General features: G+C 48.1%; 21 protein-coding genes. 2 read left to right on the top strand and 19 right to left on the bottom strand.

The annotated features are described in order from the left end of the window. The first annotated feature begins 104 nt into the window (after window positions 1–104). Window positions 105–1,748 (top strand): acyl-CoA synthetase, encoded by a 1,644-nt coding sequence (locus FTU69_RS08580; protein WP_163146108.1) that lies wholly within the window; start codon window positions 105–107, stop codon window positions 1,746–1,748. Between the two features lie 129 nt (window positions 1,749–1,877). On the opposite strand, the gene yjgA is transcribed toward FTU69_RS08580, so the two are convergent. The 9 genes from yjgA to mazG all read right to left on the bottom strand — a co-directional run bounded on the left by yjgA (window position 1,878) and on the right by mazG (window position 8,542). Further along, complete coding sequence (gene yjgA / locus FTU69_RS08575; protein WP_168381921.1) at window positions 1,878–2,411, bottom strand: ribosome biogenesis factor YjgA; 534 nt, start codon at window positions 2,409–2,411, stop codon at window positions 1,878–1,880. 2 nt (window positions 2,412–2,413) lie between these two features. Next, a complete protein-coding gene (locus FTU69_RS08570) occupies window positions 2,414–2,683 on the bottom strand; it encodes an HPr family phosphocarrier protein (protein WP_034598158.1) in 270 nt (89 codons plus the stop codon). Further along, complete coding sequence (gene rapZ / locus FTU69_RS08565; protein WP_005182418.1) at window positions 2,680–3,531, bottom strand: RNase adapter RapZ; 852 nt, start codon at window positions 3,529–3,531, stop codon at window positions 2,680–2,682. The genes FTU69_RS08570 and rapZ overlap by 4 nt, the downstream gene beginning before the upstream one ends. 27 nt (window positions 3,532–3,558) lie before the next feature. Beyond that, window positions 3,559–4,404, bottom strand: coding sequence for a pantoate--beta-alanine ligase (panC, locus tag FTU69_RS08560; protein ID WP_005182413.1), 846 nt, complete (start codon window positions 4,402–4,404; stop codon window positions 3,559–3,561). Window positions 4,405–4,407: 3 nt separating this feature from the next. After that, the gene (gene panB / locus FTU69_RS08555) at window positions 4,408–5,217 is read right to left on the bottom strand and encodes a 3-methyl-2-oxobutanoate hydroxymethyltransferase (RefSeq protein ID WP_180103745.1); all 810 of its coding nucleotides are present in this window, start codon (window positions 5,215–5,217) and stop codon (window positions 4,408–4,410) included. A gap of 45 nt (window positions 5,218–5,262) precedes the next feature. Then, a complete protein-coding gene (gene folK, locus FTU69_RS08550) occupies window positions 5,263–5,751 on the bottom strand; it encodes a 2-amino-4-hydroxy-6-hydroxymethyldihydropteridine diphosphokinase (protein WP_168383411.1) in 489 nt (162 codons plus the stop codon). Continuing rightward, window positions 5,748–7,220 carry a polynucleotide adenylyltransferase PcnB gene (gene pcnB / locus FTU69_RS08545; RefSeq protein ID WP_005182410.1) on the bottom strand — a complete coding sequence of 491 codons (1,473 nt, stop codon included), beginning with the start codon at window positions 7,218–7,220 and terminating at the stop codon, window positions 5,748–5,750. Before pcnB ends, folK begins: the two co-directional genes overlap by 4 nt. A 136-nt stretch (window positions 7,221–7,356) precedes the next feature. After that, entirely contained in the window at window positions 7,357–7,770 is a 414-nt protein-coding gene (locus FTU69_RS08540) for a ComEA family DNA-binding protein (RefSeq protein WP_127801699.1), read from the bottom strand. Window positions 7,771–7,780: 10 nt separating this feature from the next. Continuing rightward, a complete protein-coding gene (gene mazG, locus FTU69_RS08535; RefSeq protein ID WP_180103744.1) occupies window positions 7,781–8,542 on the bottom strand; it encodes a nucleoside triphosphate pyrophosphohydrolase in 762 nt (253 codons plus the stop codon). A 100-nt stretch (window positions 8,543–8,642) separates the two neighbouring features. On the opposite strand from mazG, the gene FTU69_RS08530 reads away from it, so the two are divergent. Then, the gene (locus FTU69_RS08530) at window positions 8,643–9,419 is read left to right on the top strand and encodes an SDR family oxidoreductase (RefSeq protein WP_016659529.1); all 777 of its coding nucleotides are present in this window, start codon (window positions 8,643–8,645) and stop codon (window positions 9,417–9,419) included. 64 nt (window positions 9,420–9,483) lie between these two features. On the opposite strand, the gene der is transcribed toward FTU69_RS08530, so the two are convergent. From der to iscX, 10 genes are all read right to left on the bottom strand, one after another. Beyond that, window positions 9,484–10,896: a ribosome biogenesis GTPase Der gene (gene der / locus FTU69_RS08525; protein ID WP_005182406.1), complete on the bottom strand. Its 1,413-nt coding sequence runs from the start codon at window positions 10,894–10,896 to the stop codon at window positions 9,484–9,486. Between the two features lie 174 nt (window positions 10,897–11,070). After that, entirely contained in the window at window positions 11,071–12,219 is a 1,149-nt protein-coding gene (gene bamB / locus FTU69_RS08520) for an outer membrane protein assembly factor BamB (RefSeq protein ID WP_180103743.1), read from the bottom strand. After that, a complete protein-coding gene (locus tag FTU69_RS08515; RefSeq protein WP_180103742.1) occupies window positions 12,216–12,920 on the bottom strand; it encodes a tetratricopeptide repeat protein in 705 nt (234 codons plus the stop codon). The genes bamB and FTU69_RS08515 overlap by 4 nt, the downstream gene beginning before the upstream one ends. Window positions 12,921–12,950: 30 nt before the next feature. Further along, window positions 12,951–14,246, bottom strand: a complete 1,296-nt coding sequence (gene hisS / locus FTU69_RS08510; RefSeq protein ID WP_016659531.1) for a histidine--tRNA ligase — start codon at window positions 14,244–14,246, stop codon at window positions 12,951–12,953. Window positions 14,247–14,249: 3 nt separating this feature from the next. Beyond that, complete coding sequence (gene ispG, locus FTU69_RS08505) at window positions 14,250–15,371, bottom strand: flavodoxin-dependent (E)-4-hydroxy-3-methylbut-2-enyl-diphosphate synthase (RefSeq protein ID WP_180103741.1); 1,122 nt, start codon at window positions 15,369–15,371, stop codon at window positions 14,250–14,252. 22 nt (window positions 15,372–15,393) lie between these two features. Continuing rightward, a complete protein-coding gene (locus tag FTU69_RS08500) occupies window positions 15,394–16,182 on the bottom strand; it encodes a helix-turn-helix domain-containing protein (protein ID WP_180103740.1) in 789 nt (262 codons plus the stop codon). Continuing rightward, entirely contained in the window at window positions 16,173–16,970 is a 798-nt protein-coding gene (gene pilW / locus FTU69_RS08495; RefSeq protein WP_104470591.1) for a type IV pilus biogenesis/stability protein PilW, read from the bottom strand. The genes FTU69_RS08500 and pilW overlap by 10 nt, the downstream gene beginning before the upstream one ends. A 35-nt stretch (window positions 16,971–17,005) precedes the next feature. Then, complete coding sequence (gene rlmN / locus FTU69_RS08490; protein WP_005182389.1) at window positions 17,006–18,241, bottom strand: 23S rRNA (adenine(2503)-C(2))-methyltransferase RlmN; 1,236 nt, start codon at window positions 18,239–18,241, stop codon at window positions 17,006–17,008. A 122-nt stretch (window positions 18,242–18,363) separates the two neighbouring features. Beyond that, the gene (gene ndk / locus FTU69_RS08485) at window positions 18,364–18,795 is read right to left on the bottom strand and encodes a nucleoside-diphosphate kinase (RefSeq protein WP_005182388.1); all 432 of its coding nucleotides are present in this window, start codon (window positions 18,793–18,795) and stop codon (window positions 18,364–18,366) included. Between the two features lie 108 nt (window positions 18,796–18,903). Beyond that, window positions 18,904–19,104 (bottom strand): Fe-S cluster assembly protein IscX, encoded by a 201-nt coding sequence (gene iscX, locus FTU69_RS08480; protein WP_005182385.1) that lies wholly within the window; start codon window positions 19,102–19,104, stop codon window positions 18,904–18,906. Between the last annotated feature and the right edge of the window lie 63 nt (window positions 19,105–19,167).

The raw sequence follows: 19,167 nt of genomic DNA, 5'->3' as shown, positions 1-19,167 counted from the left end.
TAGCTGCAATACCGCTCACTCGACTAAAGAATAACTGCAAGCCTGCACTGAAATGAATATCTTTAAACCAGATAAACAATAAATATGATTAGGGAGTAATAATAATGGTTAGCGCATATGATCAATTACCGCGTACCCCTGCCAATTTCGTGGCCTTGTCTCCACTGAGATACCTTGAACGCGCTGCTTATATCTACCCGCATCAGGATGCCATTATTCACGGTAAACGCCGCATTACCTGGCGAGAAAAATATCAGCGCTGCCGCCAGTTTGCCCATCAGCTACAACAGCTGGGGGTCGGCAAGAATGATACCGTGTCCACCTTACTCCCGAACGTACCAGCCATGCTGGAAGCACATTTTGCCGTACCGATGACAGGCGCCGTCCTCAATACCCTCAACACCCGGCTCGATGCCAAAAGTCTGGCCTTTATGCTGGAACATGCCGAATCCAAAGTGTTACTGGTTGATCCGGAATTTTCCGCCGTGGCCAAAGAAGCGTTGGCGCTGGTACCACAAGAAATTTTTGTCATTGATGTTGAAGATGAGCTGTATGAGCAGTGCTTTACTGCCCCAATTGGCCAGATTGAATATGAAGACTGGCTGGCTGAAGGCGATGCCAATTTTGAATGGTCACTCCCACAAGATGAATGGGATGCGATTAGCCTGAACTATACCTCTGGCACCACCGGCAACCCGAAAGGCGTGGTCTATCATCATCGCGGGGCTTATATCAATGCGGCCAGTAATATTATTGCCTGCGGCATGACCCCACGTGCCACCTATTTATGGACCTTGCCGCTGTTCCACTGCAATGGCTGGTGTTTTGCCTGGACCATGGCAGCCAATGGCGGTACCAATATCTGCCTGCGTAAAGTTGATCCTGAGCTGATTTTTAAACTGATTGCAGAACACAAAGTTGATTACTTCTGCGGCGCACCGATTGTACTGTCGATGCTGATTAATGCTCCGGAACAGCAACAGATTAAAATTGAGCATCGCGTAGAAGTCATGGTGGCCGGTGCTGCACCACCTGCGGCAATTATTGAAGGGATGCGTAATCTGGGCATTAACGTGACCCATGTTTATGGTTTAACGGAAACCTATGGCCCATCGGCGCTATGTGCATCACAAGCTGGCTGGTCCGAACTGACCATTCAGGAACAGGCACAATTGCATTCACGCCAAGGCGTGCCATATCCGCTGCAAGATGGCATGAAAGTCCTCGACCCGGAGACCATGCAGCCGGTACCGAACGATGGCGAAACCATGGGCGAAATTATGTTCCGTGGCAATATCGTGATGAAAGGCTATTTAAAAAATCCGGAAGCGACGGCCGAAGCCTTTGCCGGTGGCTGGTTCCATACCGGCGACCTGGCCGTTTGCCAGCCGGATGGCTATGCCAAAATTACCGACCGCTCCAAGGATGTGATTATTTCCGGCGGTGAAAATATTTCCTCGCTGGAAGTTGAAGAAGTGTTGTATCAGCACCCTGCGGTCCTCACCGCGGCAGTGGTGGCCAAACCGGATCCGCGCTGGCAGGAAGTGCCGTGCGCCTTTATTGAAATTAAAGAAGGCAAAACCGTGACCGAAGATGAAATCATTGCCTTCTGCCAGCAGCATCTGGCGCGCTTTAAAGTGCCAAAAGAAGTGGTGATTACCGAGATTCCTAAAACCTCGACCGGCAAATTACAGAAGTTTGTATTACGTGAATGGGCCAAAGAACGCGCTGTTGGCGAGTTCGGTTAAAGCCAGCCGAGATGTTGATACGGGTCATAGTGCCCGTTTTTAAAGCAGTCACCGAAAAATGAACCGCAATAAAAAACGACTCCATCGAGTCGTTTTTTATAGCTCCAGACCAGATGAAGTCTGATTAGCTTAATTGTCAGATAACAGCGCCACTTGCTGCACATAGTTAAACAGTTTTAACTTGGATGCTTCCAGTTCTGCTTCCGGCATTTCCTCTTTCAGGTCACGGTGAATGCGCAACACATGCTGGCGCAGGGTATGTCGCTCTGCCGCATTATAGGTTTTACAGAAATCATTAATTACCGGATCGCCATCTTTAATAATCCGCTCGACCCAGCGTTGTAACTGCGCGGTTTTCTTGGCACCTTGCTGCGGGGTTAAATAAGACAGAATTACCGATTCATCTTCATTGCGCAGCAGTTTCCCAATCCGCTGGAACTGACGGCGACGCGCCTCATGCGAACTGATATTCTGCACTTCAATGAGTGCATCAATTAAACGCTCATCTACAGGAAGCTTTTGAATTTGCTTCGGGTTCAGTTGAGCCAACTGCTCGCCCAAAGCCGCCATACGCTGTACGGCTTTTTTCTGTTCAGTTTTACTTGCACGTCCTTCTAAAGATTCGAAATCATCTTCGGTAAAACGGTGCGGTCGACGTGCCACGATTAATCTGCCTCGTAAAATTTTGCTGCAAAAAGTGCCTGAATTTCAGATAAAGCTTGTTCTTCATCTGCACCTTCAATCACTAAACGTAAAGTTGTGCCCTTACCTGCGCCGAGCATGAGCAGGGACATGATATTTTTTGCATCGACCAACTTGTCACCTTTGCCAATTTGAATGGACGAACGGAATTTCGTGGTGACTTCAATCAGTTTGCCTGATGCACGCGCATGTAAACCTAGTTTATTAATTACGTCAACAGTTGTGTCAATCATGACCAGTGCTTCATTTCCCGGTGTAAGACTTGAATAGACCATTGTGCCTCAAGTGCCTTTTTTAGTCTATCCACCATATAAACAGATCGGTGCTGCCCACCGGTACAGCCAATAGAGATGGTCATATAATGACGATGCCCTTCTGCAAATGCAGGCAGCCATTTATTTAAAAACTGATAAATATCCTGGAACATTTCATTGGTCTGTTCATGCTGTTCCAGAAACTGTTGCACCGGCTCATCCAGCCCGGAATATTTGCGCAAAGACAGATCCCAATGTGGGTTCGGCAAATGCCGGATATCAAAGACATAGTCGGCATCCAGCGGAATACCATGCTTGTAGCCAAAAGATTGCAAAATCACAATCAGTTTATCGGTCTGACCCAGCTTCGACAGCAAGGTATGCTTTAAGTCATGCACACTCTTGTCGGTGGTATCAATGTGCACCGTGGAGCGCAGCTGAATCGGCATAAGCAGGACTTTTTCTTCCTGAATGCATTGATGCAGACTTTTAAACCGGCTGGCCAGAGGATGCGGACGGCGCGAAGCACTAAAGCGGGTGATCAGCTCCTGATCTTGGGCAGTCAGATAAATAATATCGACCGAGCCATGACCTTGCAACTGTTCAAACACCTGGTCAAATTCCTGCAAATTGGCGCGGGTACTGCGTACATCGACCCCTAGCGCCAGCTGTTCCAGATTATTTTCCAGATCAAGCTTGGCCACAATTTCGGGCAGCAATGCCAGAGGAAGGTTATCAATACAGTAATATCCGAGGTCTTCGAGAACCTGCAAAGCCGAGGATTTTCCTGAACCTGATTGTCCGGTCACAATCAAAATACGCTTCATGACAAGGCTGTCCTTTCCATTGCTGAGCTATGCAGTCGGTTTGATCTGCATATTATCAATTAAGCGGGTGCTTCCCAATTTTGCCGCCACGAACAAAACAATCTCTTGATTAAATTCATCAATTTTTTGCAGTTCAGGTGTACGTGCCTCTACATAGTCCACAACAAAGCCGGCCTGCGTCAATGCTGCCTTAATATTCGCTAACACTTCTGACAGCTTTTCACCCTGTTGCAGTGCCTGTTCAGCATTTTTCAGGCTTTGATAAATTACTGGTGCCGTTTTACGTTCCTGTTCACTTAAATAACCGTTACGGGAACTAAGGGCCAGACCATCCTCTGCCCGGACAATTGGCACGCCAATCACTTCCAGCGGAATATTCAGGTCACGTACAAACTGACGGATCACCGCCAGCTGTTGATAATCTTTTTGGCCAAAGAAGGCATAGTTCGGCTGCACAATATTAAACAGCTTGGTCACCACCACCGCGACGCCATCAAAATGTCCCGGACGCTGCAAACCACACAGGTCTTCGGTAATTTCAGACACACTGATGTTGGTTAAGCGCGGGTTTTTGCCATACATTTGCTCGACAGAAGGTGCAAATACGATGTCACAACCGGCTTCTGCCAGCAATTGACTGTCTTGTTCCAAGGTCCGTGGATAGTTGTCAAAGTCTTCATTTGGACCAAACTGAATCGGGTTCACGAAGATGCTGACCACCACCACATCACATAATTGACGCGCTTCACGCACCAGGCTCAGATGGCCTTCATGCAAATTGCCCATGGTCGGGACAAAACCAATAATTTTACGCGCTGCACGTGCAGGATTTAATGAGGCTGCCAATCCCTGAATCGTGGTTTCTGTTTTCATGTTTTACAACTCAACTTGGAAAGTTTGTTCACGTGCCGGGAAAGAACCGTCTTGTACCGCAGCATGATAGGCTTTGAAGGCATCTAAAATGGCTGTTTCACCAGACTGCTCTTTCATAAAGTTCCGTACAAATTTGGCAACGCGGCCAAACGTCAGACCCAGCATATCTTGCACCACCAGCACCTGACCATCGGTGTCTGCACCGGCACCAATTCCAATTACCGGAATATGCGGGAACAGGGCGCTAATTTCATGACCAAGCTGCGCCGGTACACATTCCAGCAATAACAGCGCAGCACCGGCATCAACCACCGCCTGACAGTCGGCAATCAACTTGTCCGCCGCTTCACGGGTACGCGCCTGGAGTTTATAACCGCCAAAGACATGTACCGATTGCGGCGTCAGGCCCAAATGCACACACACTGGAATTCCGTTACGGGTCAGCACTTCTACGGTTTCAGCCAGCCAGGCACCACCTTCCATTTTGACCATTTGCGCACCGGCCTGCATTACCGCTTTCGAGCTTTGCAGTGCATCATTCAAGGTGGCATAACTCATAAATGGCAGATCGGTCATGATAAAGGCATGCTGATTGCCACGACGCACTGCTGCCGTATGATAGGCCATATCTTCAACGGTCACCGGCAAGGTAGAGTCACGGCCCTGAATCGACATCCCCAGCGAGTCGCCAATTAAAATACTATCAATTTCAGCAATTTCCATTGCCTTGGCCATACTCGCATCATAACAAGTCAGGCAGGAGAATTTGCGACCATCGGCTTTAAATTGTCTTAAGTCACTGAGACTAATCATGGAGATGTTCCTCTAGGAAAAGCATAGAACATGCTAAAAATCACTTTAAATATTTGCCCAGTGTTCATGGTCCAGCACATCCAGTGCGGGCTGTTGAATGAACGGCAAGTCTTTTAATAATTGCGTATGCACACGCAGTTCGGGGTCTAAATCCAGTAATGGAATGACCACGAAATCGCGTTCTAAAACGCCGACATGCGGCACAGTCAGACGTTCATGCTGAATCTGCTCCTGTCCATAGAGGAGTAAATCCAGATCGAGCGTGCGTTCACCCCAATGGCGTAAACGCACCCGTCCGGCTTCCTGCTCAAAACGCTGCAGCTGATCCAGCAATTCCAGCGCCGGTAAATCTGTACGCAGCTGTACCACCGCATTTAAATAATTCGGCTGGTCTTGTGGCCCCATTGGCGGACTTTGATACAGTTTAGAGGTTTTGACCTGACCCAACGTTGCCAGCTTGTGTACAGCTTCGGTCAGAATCTGGCGTGAATCGCCCAGGTTACTACCCAGGCCAATATAAGCCACCCTACTCATTGTGTTGGCCCGAAAATAACCTGACTTAAATCCCGTTGTACCCGCTTGCGCTTCAGAATTGGATGGTCTGCACCAATCCCCGAGCCATTGCTTGATGATGTTGATGCAACTTGGGCACGGGCATCTTCCTGCTGTTTGGCTTTACGGGCACGGCGGCTGCGTGGCTCCGGCTCATTCACCAGCGGTTCAATTTCGGCGGTCTGCGCGGCATTCAGCTGCTGCTCCAGATGTTCTTCCTGTGCAGCTTTGCGACGGCTCTTGGCCCGCTGACGGTTGTACTGGCCAATGGCACGTTCTTTTTCATCGGTGCTCATGGTCTGGTACTGATCCCACCACGTACCCATCTCTTGAGTCTGGGCATCGCCAGATCTTTCACGCAGCAGCAAAAAGTCGAAACCGGCACGGAAACGTGCATGGTTGGACAGGGCAGCAATTTGCTGAGGTTTTGGATTCAGCAAACGGGTTTGCATTTCCCAGACTTCACGAATAAAGGTTTCGGCAAAACGCGGAATCACCGTGCGGGTGGCCTGACGTTTCAACACATCCAGCCCAGCCTGTGCACGTGCTTCTGCCGGAATTACCCCTTTGGATAGATAAAAATCACAGCGCTCTAAAAATGGCTTCCACAGCAGCACCGCATAGAAAAAGGCCGGGTTGATGGTTTTGCCAATCGCAATGCGCTGATCGGTATTTTTTGCAGCCAGTTCAATAAAGGGAGTGATGTCCGGCTTGATGTCGGCAAAAAGCTGACGCCAGATACCGAAGTCGATTAGCATCGGCAAGACGCGATTTAAATGCCCCATGGTGAACAGTTTTTGCGATTCATCATACAGACGGTGCGGAGAAACATCGCGCAGCAACTGAGTCATTTCCGGAGTAAAAATCTCCAGAATGGCCGGATCAATATTGAAATTCAGCTTGGCCGCAAAACGTAAGGTCCGCAGCATCCGCACCGGATCTTCTTCAAAACGGACGGTCGGATCCCCAAGCAGACGCAAGGTTTTGGATTTAATGTCATCAACTGCATGACAGAAATCCAGCACGATTCCTTTACGTGGCTGGTAATACAAAGCATTGATACTGAAGTCACGACGGGCAAAATCCTGCTCAATCGTGCCCCAGTTATTGTCTCTTAAAATCATGCCCGCAGCAGAGGTCACCGCTCTTTTCGGCGGTGCACGGAAGGTAGCAACTTCCACCAGTTCACGTCCAGAATAGACATGAGCCAGCTCAAAGCGGCGTCCGATAATGCGACAGCGGCGTCCGAACACCTCTTTGACCTGAGATGGCGTGGCATTGGTCACGGCATCAAAATCCTTCGGATTCAGGCCCAACATCAGGTCACGAACACCACCACCAACGATATAAGCTTCATAGCCAGCTTTGGTTAAAGCATCAATAACATCTAGAATGTAAGCAGGTAATTGCGTGGTTGATAAACCACATTTTGACGCGCGCAAAGTTTGCAAAAGACGCTGTCTCCTACGTCTGAACGTAAAATAGATTAGATGACGCTAATCATATCTCTAACACAATCAAAGGGCAATTTGATTATCTCAATACTCGGGCCCGGCTGATGCGGTGTTGGCCGATGATCAGACCCGATTAAATACCCAGCCGGTGCCGGTTTTTGGCCAATAATGCCGGTCCAATCCCTTTGACTAACTGTAAATCTTCAATCCGTTTGAATTTTCCATGCCGATTGCGGTACTCAATAATAGCTTCCGCCTTCTTTTGTCCCACGCCAGATAATTGCTGTAATTGCGCGGCTGTTGCCATATTCAGATTAATTTTTTCACTACTGCCTGCGCTAGCTGAACGGGGTTGGGAAGTCTTCGTAGAAGCCGACGAGCTTAAGCGGGCATCAATCGCCTCTTGTTCAGCCTTCCATTGCAGATAACGCGCATCATAATTTTCTGCCTGCGCATTTTGCAGCGCGAAAAAACTACAAAACAGGCAGAACATTAACGCCAGTTGAATTAGAGCTTGAGCGTGTTGAAATCTTATTCTTCTTGTCATGGTCACTCTGTCATTTTAATTGTTGTTTTGCCTGCTCCCACAGCTGATCCATTTCAGCCAACGACACCTGTTCTATATTTTTATGCTGCTGTTGTAACTGCTGTTCAATGAAAGCAAAGCGGGTTCTAAATTTATGTACGGTACTCAGCAAAGCCATTTCGCTGGACAGATTCAGTTTACGGCCAACATTAATTAAAGAAAATAAACAGTCACCCAGCTCATCCAGAATTTCGTCGGAATCTTGCCGATCCACCGCCTGTTTCAACTCCTGCAACTCTTCATCGACTTTCTGCATCGCGCCAGTGACATCGGGAAAATCAAAGCCAATCTGTGCGACATTGTGCTGTAACTGCTGCGCCTGCTGAATGGCCGGGCCATGTTTGACCTCAGATAAGCGCGATGCAGGTTTGCCGGCTTTTTCCCGCTGTTTGATCTGCTGCCACAATGCACTGACATCTTCCGGGCTTAAGGCCGCAAACTGCTCGGGCTGAAATACATGCGGATGACGGCGAATCATTTTATCGGTAATGGCCTGCACCACATCCCGAAAGTCAAAAGCACCCTGCTCGCTATACATTTGCGACTGGAATACCACTTGCAGCAATAGATCACCCAGTTCTTCTTTGACGTCCTGAGCATGACCACTGCGCACGGCCGCTTCGACTTCATAGGCTTCTTCAATTGCATACCTGGTCAGCGATTCCGGGGTCTGCTTCTGGTCCCATGGGCATTGCTCACGAAGCTGTTTCATCACTGCCAATAACTGATCCATGCCGATTTCTACCTTCTTTAACCATCATCTACATAAAAATATTTGCTATGCTCTCAACAGAACAACACTTTGAAAAACAAAAACACAAGGAGTTAGCCACATGCACAGTATCTTCATTAGTGGTGCAGCACAAGGCATTGGTGCAGCAGTGGCCCGCTTATTTTATCAGGCGGGTTATAAAGTCGGAATTTATGATTTAAATGTTGCACAGGCCGAGCAACTGGCGCAGCAGCTAGGTCCCAATGCGCAAGCCGGCGGGCTGGATGTCGCGGATTATGCGCAGTGGCAAACGGCTTTGGCGCGTTTTGTAGACTGGGCTGGCGAGCTGAATATTTTAGTCAACAATGCCGGCATTTTATATTCGGGTGCTTTTGAAGACACCGAGATTCAGGCGCATCAGCGTACCATGCAAGTTAATGTCAATGGGGTGCTGAATGGCTGTCATGCAGCACTGCCTTATTTAAAACAGGCGACTTTTGCCCGGGTGGTGAACCTGTCGTCGGCTTCGGCCATTTATGGACAGGCCGATCTGGTGTCGTATTCAGCCAGTAAATTTGCGGTACGCGGTATAAGCGAAGGGCTGGATGTTGAATGGCAAAAATACGGTATCCGGGTGCTGGATGTGATGCCGCTGTTTGTGCAAACCGCCATGGTCAAAGATATGGATGCCGGCACTATTCAAAATATGGGGGTACATTTAAGCGCGGAAGATGTGGCCGATGAAATTTTCAGTTGTGTTACGCGAAAAAGCTCGTTATTTACCGCCACCCATCAGCCGGTCGGACTAAAAAGCAAATTCCTGTTTACCCTGTCGCGCCTAAGCCCGCAGTGGGTGAATCGTTATAGCAATATGTGGCTGGCACGCCGTCCAGACTAGAAACTGATGACCATAAAAAAGCCCGAATCTGATTCGGGCTTTTTTGTATCAAGCGAAAAACCGCTTAACCGCGTTTAAATTTCTTCTCGGCTTTCTTAAACTTCTGTACATAACGACGACGACGCGCAGCAGTACGTTCATCCACCTGTGATTTACGTCCTTCAAACGGGTTCTCAGAGGTTTTAAATTCAATCTTCACCGGAGTTCCTTCTAGCTTATAGACCTTACGGAACACGTTTTCCAGGTAACGACGATAATCAGCCGGAGTTTTATCAACCTTGTTCCCGTGAATTACAATCGTTGGCGGGTTCTGACCACCCATGTGTGCATAACGCATTTTAATGGCACGACCCTGCACTTTTGGCGGATGGTGCGCTTCAGTTGCATCATTCAGGATTTGAGTCAGTTTGGCCGGAGATACTTTTAAGCGCGAAGACTCATAAGCACGATGAATCGACGGATAAAGATCACCCACCCCAGTGCCATGCAGCGCTGAAATCAGGTGAATACGCGCCCAAGGAATAAAGTCAAAGCGGCGCTCGACATCCAGCTTACACTGCTTGCGATCATATTCAGACATGTTGTCCCATTTATTGATCGCAATCACCATGGCACGGCCAGCTTCCAGCGCATAACCAATCAGGTGCAGGTCCTGCTCGACAATCCCTTCACGGGCATCGACCACTACAACCACCACGTTGGCATCTTTCATCGCCTGCAAGGTTTTTACAATCGAGAATTTCTCGATCATTTCATCGACCTTGCCTTTACGGCGTACACCGGCAGTATCAATCAGGGTGTATTTACGCCCTTCACGTTCAAACGGAATATAAATCGAGTCACGTGTTGTGCCCGGCTGGTCAAAAGCAACCACGCGCTCTTCACCCAGCAAACGGTTCACCAGCGTCGATTTGCCCACGTTCGGACGACCAATAATCGCTAAACGCAGACCCGTGTCTTCATCACGCTCTTCCGGGTTTTCATCTTCCGGCACATCTTGCAGCACTTCTTCCAGCATCTGCTGGACACCGCGACCATGGCTGGCGGCCACCTGCATTGGCTCGCCCATCCCCAGTTTAAAGAATTCAACCAGCGCGGCTTCTGCATGTACGCCATCGACCTTGTTGGCCACCAGAAAGACTTTTTTACCCAGCGTACGCAGTTCACGGGCAATCTGCTCATCCGAAGCCAGCAAACCGGCACGTGCATCGACCACGAAGATGATCATATCGGCTTCATGGATGGCGGTTTTCGACTGCTCGGCCATGTAAGAATCGATACCACCTTCAGATTCGCCAATACCGCCGGTATCGACCACGATGAAGGATTTATTCTGATAGGTCGCATCACCATATTTACGGTCACGCGTCAGGCCGGCAAAGTCTGCGACCAGAGCATCACGACTCTTGGTGATCTGGTTAAACAACGTTGATTTTCCGACGTTCGGACGACCAATGAGCGCAATTACGGGTTTCATAGATTAACCTTTATTTGAGATCAGTCCACTACACGGGTCTGAACATCAGAAACAAATGGGAAGAAAAAATTTCAGTCAAAGACCTGAATAAAAACACGGGGCATTGAACATTCAATCACCCCGCGTTAAAAAATACGGAAATTGTCGCCTAGTTTAACATAAGGCAACAAAAAGTTAACGGTTCTGCCAAATGCTGAATGCACCCTTTTGCGTACCAACATATAACTGGTTGTCGATGACACGTAAAGAACGCACTTCACCGCTGGTTTTGGCGCGACCAATCAGCTGACCGTTGCTCGGGTTAAACAGATGCAAGACACCATCCATATCTCCCACCACCAGGTCCTGACCCAGCATTACCGGGTTACTTAAACGACGGTTAAGCAACTGGTCATTTTCCCACAGCTTCTGGCCACTGGTAATTTCATAAGCCACTAAACGGCCATCGGCACTGGCGACAAAAACCCCATTGCCGACCACTTCCGGACGTTTGATGCTGCTCAGGTCTTCGCTCCAAACCACTTGCTGTGAAGCCAGATCAGTGACGGTCACCTGGCCCTGGAAGCTGGTAGTGACCAGTAACTGGCCAGCTACTACCGGATCGCCATCAATATCATTTAAACGCTGAATATCGGAGCGACCTTCACTGATGGCCACACGGCGCTGCATACGTGGCGTACCGGTCACCACATCAATTGCATAAATATAAGCATTGGCGGTTGCTACCAGCACGGTACGCGGATCAACCGCTACCGGTGCAGCGCTACCACGTAGGCTAAACTGGACATTCGGCAAATTGTAAGTCCACATTTGCTGGCCAGTCGCCAGGTTATGCGCATAGACAATACCATCATTGCTGATAGTCACCACACGGTTGGCATGCACCAGCGAAGGTGCCAGAATAGCCCCAGTCAATTGTGCGGTCCACTTTTTCTCACCTGTGGCCTGATCCAGTGCAAACAGTTGGCCTTTCTGATTCCCAACAATCACCAGACCTTCTGCCGCTTCTACACCTGAGCTGAGCCCCTGTTTGCTGACTTCGGTTTGCCACAAACGCTGCTTGCCACGATAGGCCGCCACTTCACCTTTAGGATCAATACTAAATACTACGCCATTATCGACATCTAGCTGTAAACGCAGCGGATCTTCCTCAGCAGTCGATGAGGTGTTTTGAGAAAATACAGGCACCAGGGTTTTGGCCTGTTGCAGTTTTGGCAAAGGATTCGGTTTTACTTTTTCAACTTTAATGCTGTTGCTTGAACAGCCAGCCAATGCAAGGCTTAAAACAGTTAGTGCAAACGGGATCTTATATTTTCTATTCATTCAGTTTCATCCACTTGTGTGTCGATTACAGGACGTTCAATTTCAGGATCATCAACTAAAACGCCGACACTTTCGAGTTTAATTTGTAAAATTTGACGTTCCTGTTGACGTTCAAGTAACGCATTCCATGCGTTCTGATACGCTTTTTTAGCATTTTCAATATCGTTTTTCGCCACGTACACATCACCACGCGCTTCTTCAGCTGTTGCTTTAAAGGCAGGATCGTTGACGGCAGACAAGGTTTTCAGTGCCTCATCATATTTCTTTTGTGCCAATTGCGCATAGGCCAAACGCAGTTTTAATACCTGCATTAAGCCGGCGTCATCGACTTTAGAATTTTCAACTTTCTTTAAGGCTTTTTCTGCACCGGCATAATCGCCCTGATCATAGGCCAGTTTCGCCATTAAGAACTGGGTCTGAATGGCCTGGACGGAATCTGGTGCTTCTTTCACAATCTTATCGGCCGTGGTCGACAGATTCTGGAAAGCCTTGTCATCGCCTTCAGTCGCACGCGCCTCGTCCATCAGTTGCTGGACTTTGGCGGTGTTGGTCTGATCTTCAGCCAGGTTTTTCTTCTGCCAGTATTGCCATCCGAAAAAGGCAATCAGCGCAATCAAAATCCCGCTAATAATTGCAGAACCATATTTCTTAGCGAATGATTTTAAATGATCAAGTTGTTCATCATCACTTAATGCGCTCATTGAATTACCCTTTTCCTTATATTCTTTGGCTTATTTTGAAGAAAATTTTTCAATCATAAATGGCACAATCTCTGCCACAGCTACATCCAACTGCTCGGCAGTGGCCAGTTCTTTAACGGCGAAGCGCTGGTTTTCCCACTCACGCTCACCCAGAATTAAAGCATACAGTGCACCCGACTGGTCGGCTTTTTTCATCTGGCTTTTCATCGAGCCTTGCGAGCCGACTTTCAAACGAATGGCGCTACCACTGGCTTCAAGTTGGTCACGAATCTGCTCGGCCAGCACCAGTGCTTTACCTTGTGATGCCGGATCGGCCACCAGGAACATTTCACAGTCGCGGCTTGGGCTGTTGTCTTCGACCTGTTCCAGTAGAAGCAATAAACGCTCCATACCCATGGCAAAACCAACTGCCGGAACCGACTGTTCTGGCTTGCCTTTTAACTGCCCCACCAGACCATCATAACGGCCACCGGCACACACTGTCCCTTGTGAACCCAAATGGGTAGTGGTCCATTCAAATACGGTTTTGTTGTAATAATCCAGACCACGGACCAATTTTTGATTAATCACGAAGCTGACACCGGCATCAGTCAGATACTGCTGCAACAGGGCAAAATGCGCCATGGTGTCTTCACCCATAAAGTCGTGAAGTTTTGGTGCATTTTCCAGGATGCTCTGAGTTTTGGCATCTTTAGAGTCCAGAATACGCAGCGGGTTGGTGCTTAAACGGCGCTGAGAATCTTCATCGAGATCGGCTTTGTGCGTTTCCAGGAACTCAACCAAGGCGGCGCGATACGCGGCACGTTCATCTGACTCACCTAAAGTATTCAGTTCAAGTTGAACTTTATCTGCAACGCCCATACGTTTCCATAAACGCGCGGTCATTAAAATCAGCTCGGCATCCATATCTGGGGTAGCGACACCAAAAGTTTCCACACCAAACTGATGGAACTGGCGATAACGGCCTTTTTGCGGTTTTTCATAACGGAACATTGGGCCGATATACCACACGCGAGGCGTTGCACCGCGCAGCAGGTTATGCTCAAGCATGGCACGTACACAGCCTGCCGTACCTTCCGGACGTAAAGTCAATGACTCTGGCGGATTGCCTTTGTCCAGGAAGGTGTACATTTCTTTTTCAACGATATCGGTTGCATCACCAATGGAACGCTTGAACAGATGGGTCTGCTCAACCATCGGCAAACGGATTTGCTGATAACCATAAGCATCCATAAGACTGGACAGATGCTGTTCCAGACGTCTCCAAGCCGGGGTCTGGGTTGGGAGAATGTCATTAAAACCTTTGATTGCGACGATTGAACTCATGATCTACTCAGAAAAACCTGTGCGAATAATCTCTTTTGACTTAGCTTCTTCAAGCTCTTTAACACGTTGACGAACCATTGTTTCGATTTCATCAACCAATTGATTGGTATCAATTAAATGGCTCTTTTCACCATTACGATACACCAGTGAACGCGGACTTGCACCTACCACGCCAATATCAGCTTCTTTGGCTTCGCCCGGACCGTTAACTTTACAGCCAATCACCGACACATCCATTGGGGTGCGGACATCTTCCAGACGCTCTTCCAACATCTGCATGGCTTTAATCACGTTAAATTCCTGACGTGAACAGCTTGGGCAGGCAATGAAGTTAATGCCATTAGAACGCAGGCCGAGCGATTTTAAAATATCAAAGCCAATTTTGACTTCTTCTTCCGGCTCTGCTGCCAGGGAAATACGCATGGTGTCGCCAATGCCTTCCATCAGCAGGCCACCTAAGGCAATCGCTGATTTCACCGAACCGGTCCGATAGATTCCCGCTTCAGTCACACCTAAATGCAGCGGATTATCAATTTGCTGCGACAGCAAACGATAGGCATCCATGGTTAAAAATACATTCGATGCTTTCACCGAGACCTTAAATTCCTGGAAATCCAGACGGTCTAAAATATCAATATGGCGCATGGCCGATTCAAGCAGAGCCGCACCGGTCGGCTCGCCATATTTCTTTTGAATATCTTTTTCCAGTGAACCGGCATTGACCCCAATCCGCATGGAAATATCATGATGTTTGGCCGCAGCCACCACTTCACGGATTTTCGCTTCCGAACCAATATTACCCGGGTTAATCCGCAGACAGTCAGCGCCGAAATCGGCCACAGCCAAAGCAATTTTATAGTCGAAGTGAATATCTGCAACCAAAGGAACAGAGACCTGCTTACGGATTTCACCAAAAGCCTGTGCAGCTTGCATGCTTGGCACCGATACCCGCATGATGTCTGCACCAGCATCAACACAGCGCTGAATTTGCGCAACCGTTGCAGCGACATCACAGGTTTCGGTATTGGTCATACTCTGAATGCTGATTGGCGCATCACCGCCCACATAGACTGAACCGACACGAATTTTACGGGTTGGACGGCGTCGAATTGGATTCTCAATCATGATTTCGCTCTACTCTGTGCCATTAAGGCGACAAACGGAATTCCGCTTTGCCATTGACGGTATATGGAGACAATGAAATATTTTCATTGTTTAGACTTAATGACACTGCGGTTGCATCATCTAAACGAATCTGAAATGGTGCCTCACCAGTTAAATTCAAGCTGGACGCCTGACGGCCAGTGGCCAGCACCTTCCCGGTCGAATCCACAATATGAACCGACGTCGGACGGTTAAAGCTTAAAGACAGCTGATCGCCGGTCACGGCACTGCTGTTGTCTAAATTAATAATTTCGACATCAGACATTGGCACAATATTCTGCTCGGTGTCGCTCGACTGCGAAGATGACCAGTTTTGCACGGCCGCGATGATAATCCAGATTAAGGCCAGTACCACTACCGCCAGCGCAATACGCTTTAACCATTTGCGGTTACGGTCACGATTCGAGCCAGGCAGTTTGCCCATAATTTTAATTGGGGAATTATTCAGGGCATGATTCGGCAGCATGCCGGTATCATTGGCATAGATTTCATCAAAACGCTGGATGATACTGGTGGCATCGACTTTTAAATATTTGGCGTAGGTGCGGTAATAACCCTTGATAAAGGTCGCTTCAGGCAGTGACTTGTATTCATCCTGCTCCAGCGCCGTCAGGGTTTTGACCGGAATATTCAATTCTTGCGCCACATCTTCAAGCTCAAGCTTCTGATTTTGACGGATTTGACGCAGATACTCACCTGGGCGTTGGATATTTCCTAATGCATTGGGCGCTACATTTGTATTTGATTGCGGTGAATTAGGATTTACTTCCATACGGCCTCAGTACTGTGCTGTAATTGCAAATAACGTTGATATTCCTGGCTTTCAGGGAACAATGCCCGAAGCTGATTGACCAGCACCTGCTGTCCCAACTGATCGCCATTTGCTCGTGCAACACGGATCCCAATCCACAATGCACGCGCACCTTGATTTTTTTGTCCCACAGCACGCACAAACTGTTCATACATTCTGGATGCTGCAGGAGTCTGCTGGTTGAAATAAAAAATTTCCGCCAACTCTAACATTGAAACATAGGAGTCACGGTTCGCCTGCAGAGCCTGCTTGAATGATTTTTCAGCATTCGCCATATCGCCCAGTTTCAGGTAAATCCGCCCCACGTTTTCCAATGCACGAAAACGTTGATCATAACCGAGTGTTGCCCCGGCAATACTCAGCTGTTCAATGGCATCATTATAGCGTTCAACCTGATACAAATACGTACCATAGTTGTTACGCGCCTGCGCATTGTTCGGATCGGCAGAGATGGCACGCTTGAAATACGTATCGGCCTTCTCCAGATTCAGCTTGCTACCTTCTTGCTGTAGCAGCACGCCCATCATCATATTGGCCATAGAATCACGCGAATCTGTTTCCAGTGCCTGATCCAGGGCACGTTTGGCCGAGTCTAAATCACCCGATTTTAAATACTCGGCCGCCAGCTGGGTACGCACCTGAATTGCCTTTTCCGGATCTTTCGGACTTAAAGTAGGAGTTGTGGTTTGACAGCCGGTGCTCATCCATGCAGCCACACACAGTGTACTGATGGTTGTGAATTTATACATCAACTTAGTCAATGGACCTCTCCCCCTAAATTTAATTATCCTTGAGAGCGCATAATTTCATTTCGCTCTGCAACTTTCTTTTTCCACTGTTCCGCACGACGGGTACGGTCTGCCACCTGTCCCACCAGCTGGCCACACGCGGCATCAATATCATCACCACGTGTCTGACGAATCGTACACACAAATCCGGCATCAGACAAAGTTTTTTGGAAAGAAATAATCCTGTTCCGGCTTGAACGGCCATATGGCGCATGCGGGAACGGGTTAAACGGAATTAAATTGATTTTGCTTGGCAGGTCTTTGAGCAGCTTGATCATCTCTTTGGCATGTTCAATGCTGTCATTCACGCCATCGAGCATGACATATTCAATGGTCACGTGCTTACGCGCACTTTCGTTGCCATCTTTTTTGATATAACGCTGGCAGGCTGCAATCAGCTGTTCCAGTGGATATTTCTTGTTGATTGGCACCAGCTCATTGCGCAGTTCATCGTTGGTGGCGTGTAAAGAAATCGCCAGCGCGACATCAATATCTTCAGCCAGCTGGTCAATTTTTGGCACTACACCCGAGGTCGACAGCGTTACACGGCGTTTTGACATGCCATAGGCGAAGTCATCCAGCATAATACGCATCGAGTTTAAGACCGCATCATAGTTCAGCAGCGGCTCGCCCATGCCCATCATCACCACGTTCGTCACCGAACGCTCACGCTCTGCAACCGGCACATCTTCCATATAGGAATAGTTGGCCATCCACAGCTGACCAATAATTTCAGCTTGGGTCAGGTCGCGTTGAAAGCCCTGTTTACCGGTTGAGCAGAATGAACAGTCCAGCGCACAGCCGACCTGTGAGGAAATACATAAAGTCTTACGCGAACCGGTTTTATCTTCCGCAGGAATCAGCACGGTTTCGACCAAGGAACCCGCACCATCACCAACACGGAACACCCATTTACGAGTACCATCTTTAGAATAGTTTTTATGCACCACATCTGGCGCTTTAATTTCACATATCTGTTCCAGTTTTGCGCGCAACTTGCCTGAAATATTGGTCATTTCGGCAAAATCGGTCACGAAATACTGGTGAATCCATTTCATCACCTGGCCGGCACGAAACTTCTTCTCACCTAAATCTTCGAAGAATTTTTCCAGCTCAGCACGCGACATGCCCAGTAAATTCACTTTCTGCACAGAAGTTGATTGCGCTGGAGTGGACAAAGATTGTTGCTGCTCATCAGATGTTGCAGATGAAGCGACCACTTCATTACTCATGTGTATTACCTAAATCATGTCTGAGGATGAAAGGAGATGCTCAAGATCTGAGCGAGGGATTATTCAGAGAATAAAAAAACCAGATAAGTATAATAACACTTATCTGGTTTGAATACTGCGTATTAACGAGTACGTGGAGCAATCTCAGTTTGAGCGAAGAAGTAGTTAACTTCACGGTCAGCAGATGCTACAGAGTCAGAACCGTGAGCAGCGTTTTCGTCGATGCTTACAGCGAAGTCTGCACGGATAGTGCCAGGAGCCGCTTCTTTAGGGTTAGTTGCGCCCAGGATTTCACGGTGAGCAAGAACTGCGTTTTCACCTTCAAGAACTGAAACAACAACTGGACCAGAAGTCATGAACGCAACTAAGTCAGCGAAGAAACCACGTTCTTTGTGCTCAGCGTAGAAGCCTTCAGCTTCAGCTTGAGTCAAGTGTTTCATTTTAGTTGCAACGATTTTAAGACCCGCTTTTTCAAAACGTGCGAAGATTTCGCCGATTACGTTTTTAGCAACTGCGTCTGGTTTAACGATAGATAATGTACGTTCGATAGCCATGATTGGCTCCTTAAAGTCAAAGTTGACAGAAATTTTGCCGCATTATACCGAAAAATGGGCTTTTTTCTGCGTTTAATCTGTAAAAAAATCGGTTTTTTGAGGTCGCTGTTAACGTGCTTCGTCAATCCATGCCATTTGAATGGCTTCTAACAGACCTTCGGTTGACTTGGTCGGATCATCTTCAAAATCTGGAAGTGCACAAACCCAGGCATGCAGGTCAGTAAAACGGATCCATTGCGGATCGACATCTGGATGTGCTTCATACAGTTCAATGGCGATATCGATGCTATCTGTCCAACGTAAACCCATGTCTATTCCTAAGGCAATTTAGTGTGATGCACTACTTTAGCAAATTTTGCAAATGCTGTACCA

Origin of the sequence: Acinetobacter sp. YH12134 (genome assembly GCF_013418555.1) — a bacterium.
In the GTDB taxonomy this organism is placed as follows: domain Bacteria; phylum Pseudomonadota; class Gammaproteobacteria; order Pseudomonadales; family Moraxellaceae; genus Acinetobacter; species Acinetobacter indicus.
The sequence above is the reverse complement of the archived record's forward strand: the minus strand, read 5'-3'. Positions and strand labels throughout refer to the sequence as shown.

What these genes read in the sequence shown, in the direction of transcription:
- FTU69_RS08580 (WP_163146108.1), top strand. Translation starts at nt 105, where the DNA reads ATGGTTAGCGCATATGATCAATTACCGCGTACCCCTGCCAATTTCGTG.
- FTU69_RS08570 (WP_034598158.1), bottom strand. Translation starts at nt 2,683, where the DNA reads ATGATTGACACAACTGTTGACGTAATTAATAAACTAGGTTTACATGCG.
- rapZ (WP_005182418.1), bottom strand. Translation starts at nt 3,531, where the DNA reads ATGAAGCGTATTTTGATTGTGACCGGACAATCAGGTTCAGGAAAATCC.
- panC (WP_005182413.1), bottom strand. Translation starts at nt 4,404, where the DNA reads ATGAAAACAGAAACCACGATTCAGGGATTGGCAGCCTCATTAAATCCT.
- panB (WP_180103745.1), bottom strand. Translation starts at nt 5,217, where the DNA reads ATGATTAGTCTCAGTGACTTAAGACAATTTAAAGCCGATGGTCGCAAA.
- folK (WP_168383411.1), bottom strand. Translation starts at nt 5,751, where the DNA reads ATGAGTAGGGTGGCTTATATTGGCCTGGGTAGTAACCTGGGCGATTCA.
- FTU69_RS08540 (WP_127801699.1), bottom strand. Translation starts at nt 7,770, where the DNA reads ATGACAAGAAGAATAAGATTTCAACACGCTCAAGCTCTAATTCAACTG.
- mazG (WP_180103744.1), bottom strand. Translation starts at nt 8,542, where the DNA reads ATGGATCAGTTATTGGCAGTGATGAAACAGCTTCGTGAGCAATGCCCA.
- FTU69_RS08530 (WP_016659529.1), top strand. Translation starts at nt 8,643, where the DNA reads ATGCACAGTATCTTCATTAGTGGTGCAGCACAAGGCATTGGTGCAGCA.
- der (WP_005182406.1), bottom strand. Translation starts at nt 10,896, where the DNA reads ATGAAACCCGTAATTGCGCTCATTGGTCGTCCGAACGTCGGAAAATCA.
- bamB (WP_180103743.1), bottom strand. Translation starts at nt 12,219, where the DNA reads ATGAATAGAAAATATAAGATCCCGTTTGCACTAACTGTTTTAAGCCTT.
- FTU69_RS08515 (WP_180103742.1), bottom strand. Translation starts at nt 12,920, where the DNA reads ATGAGCGCATTAAGTGATGATGAACAACTTGATCATTTAAAATCATTC.
- hisS (WP_016659531.1), bottom strand. Translation starts at nt 14,246, where the DNA reads ATGAGTTCAATCGTCGCAATCAAAGGTTTTAATGACATTCTCCCAACC.
- ispG (WP_180103741.1), bottom strand. Translation starts at nt 15,371, where the DNA reads ATGATTGAGAATCCAATTCGACGCCGTCCAACCCGTAAAATTCGTGTC.
- FTU69_RS08500 (WP_180103740.1), bottom strand. Translation starts at nt 16,182, where the DNA reads ATGGAAGTAAATCCTAATTCACCGCAATCAAATACAAATGTAGCGCCC.
- pilW (WP_104470591.1), bottom strand. Translation starts at nt 16,970, where the DNA reads ATGTATAAATTCACAACCATCAGTACACTGTGTGTGGCTGCATGGATG.
- rlmN (WP_005182389.1), bottom strand. Translation starts at nt 18,241, where the DNA reads ATGAGTAATGAAGTGGTCGCTTCATCTGCAACATCTGATGAGCAGCAA.
- ndk (WP_005182388.1), bottom strand. Translation starts at nt 18,795, where the DNA reads ATGGCTATCGAACGTACATTATCTATCGTTAAACCAGACGCAGTTGCT.
- iscX (WP_005182385.1), bottom strand. Translation starts at nt 19,104, where the DNA reads ATGGGTTTACGTTGGACAGATAGCATCGATATCGCCATTGAACTGTAT.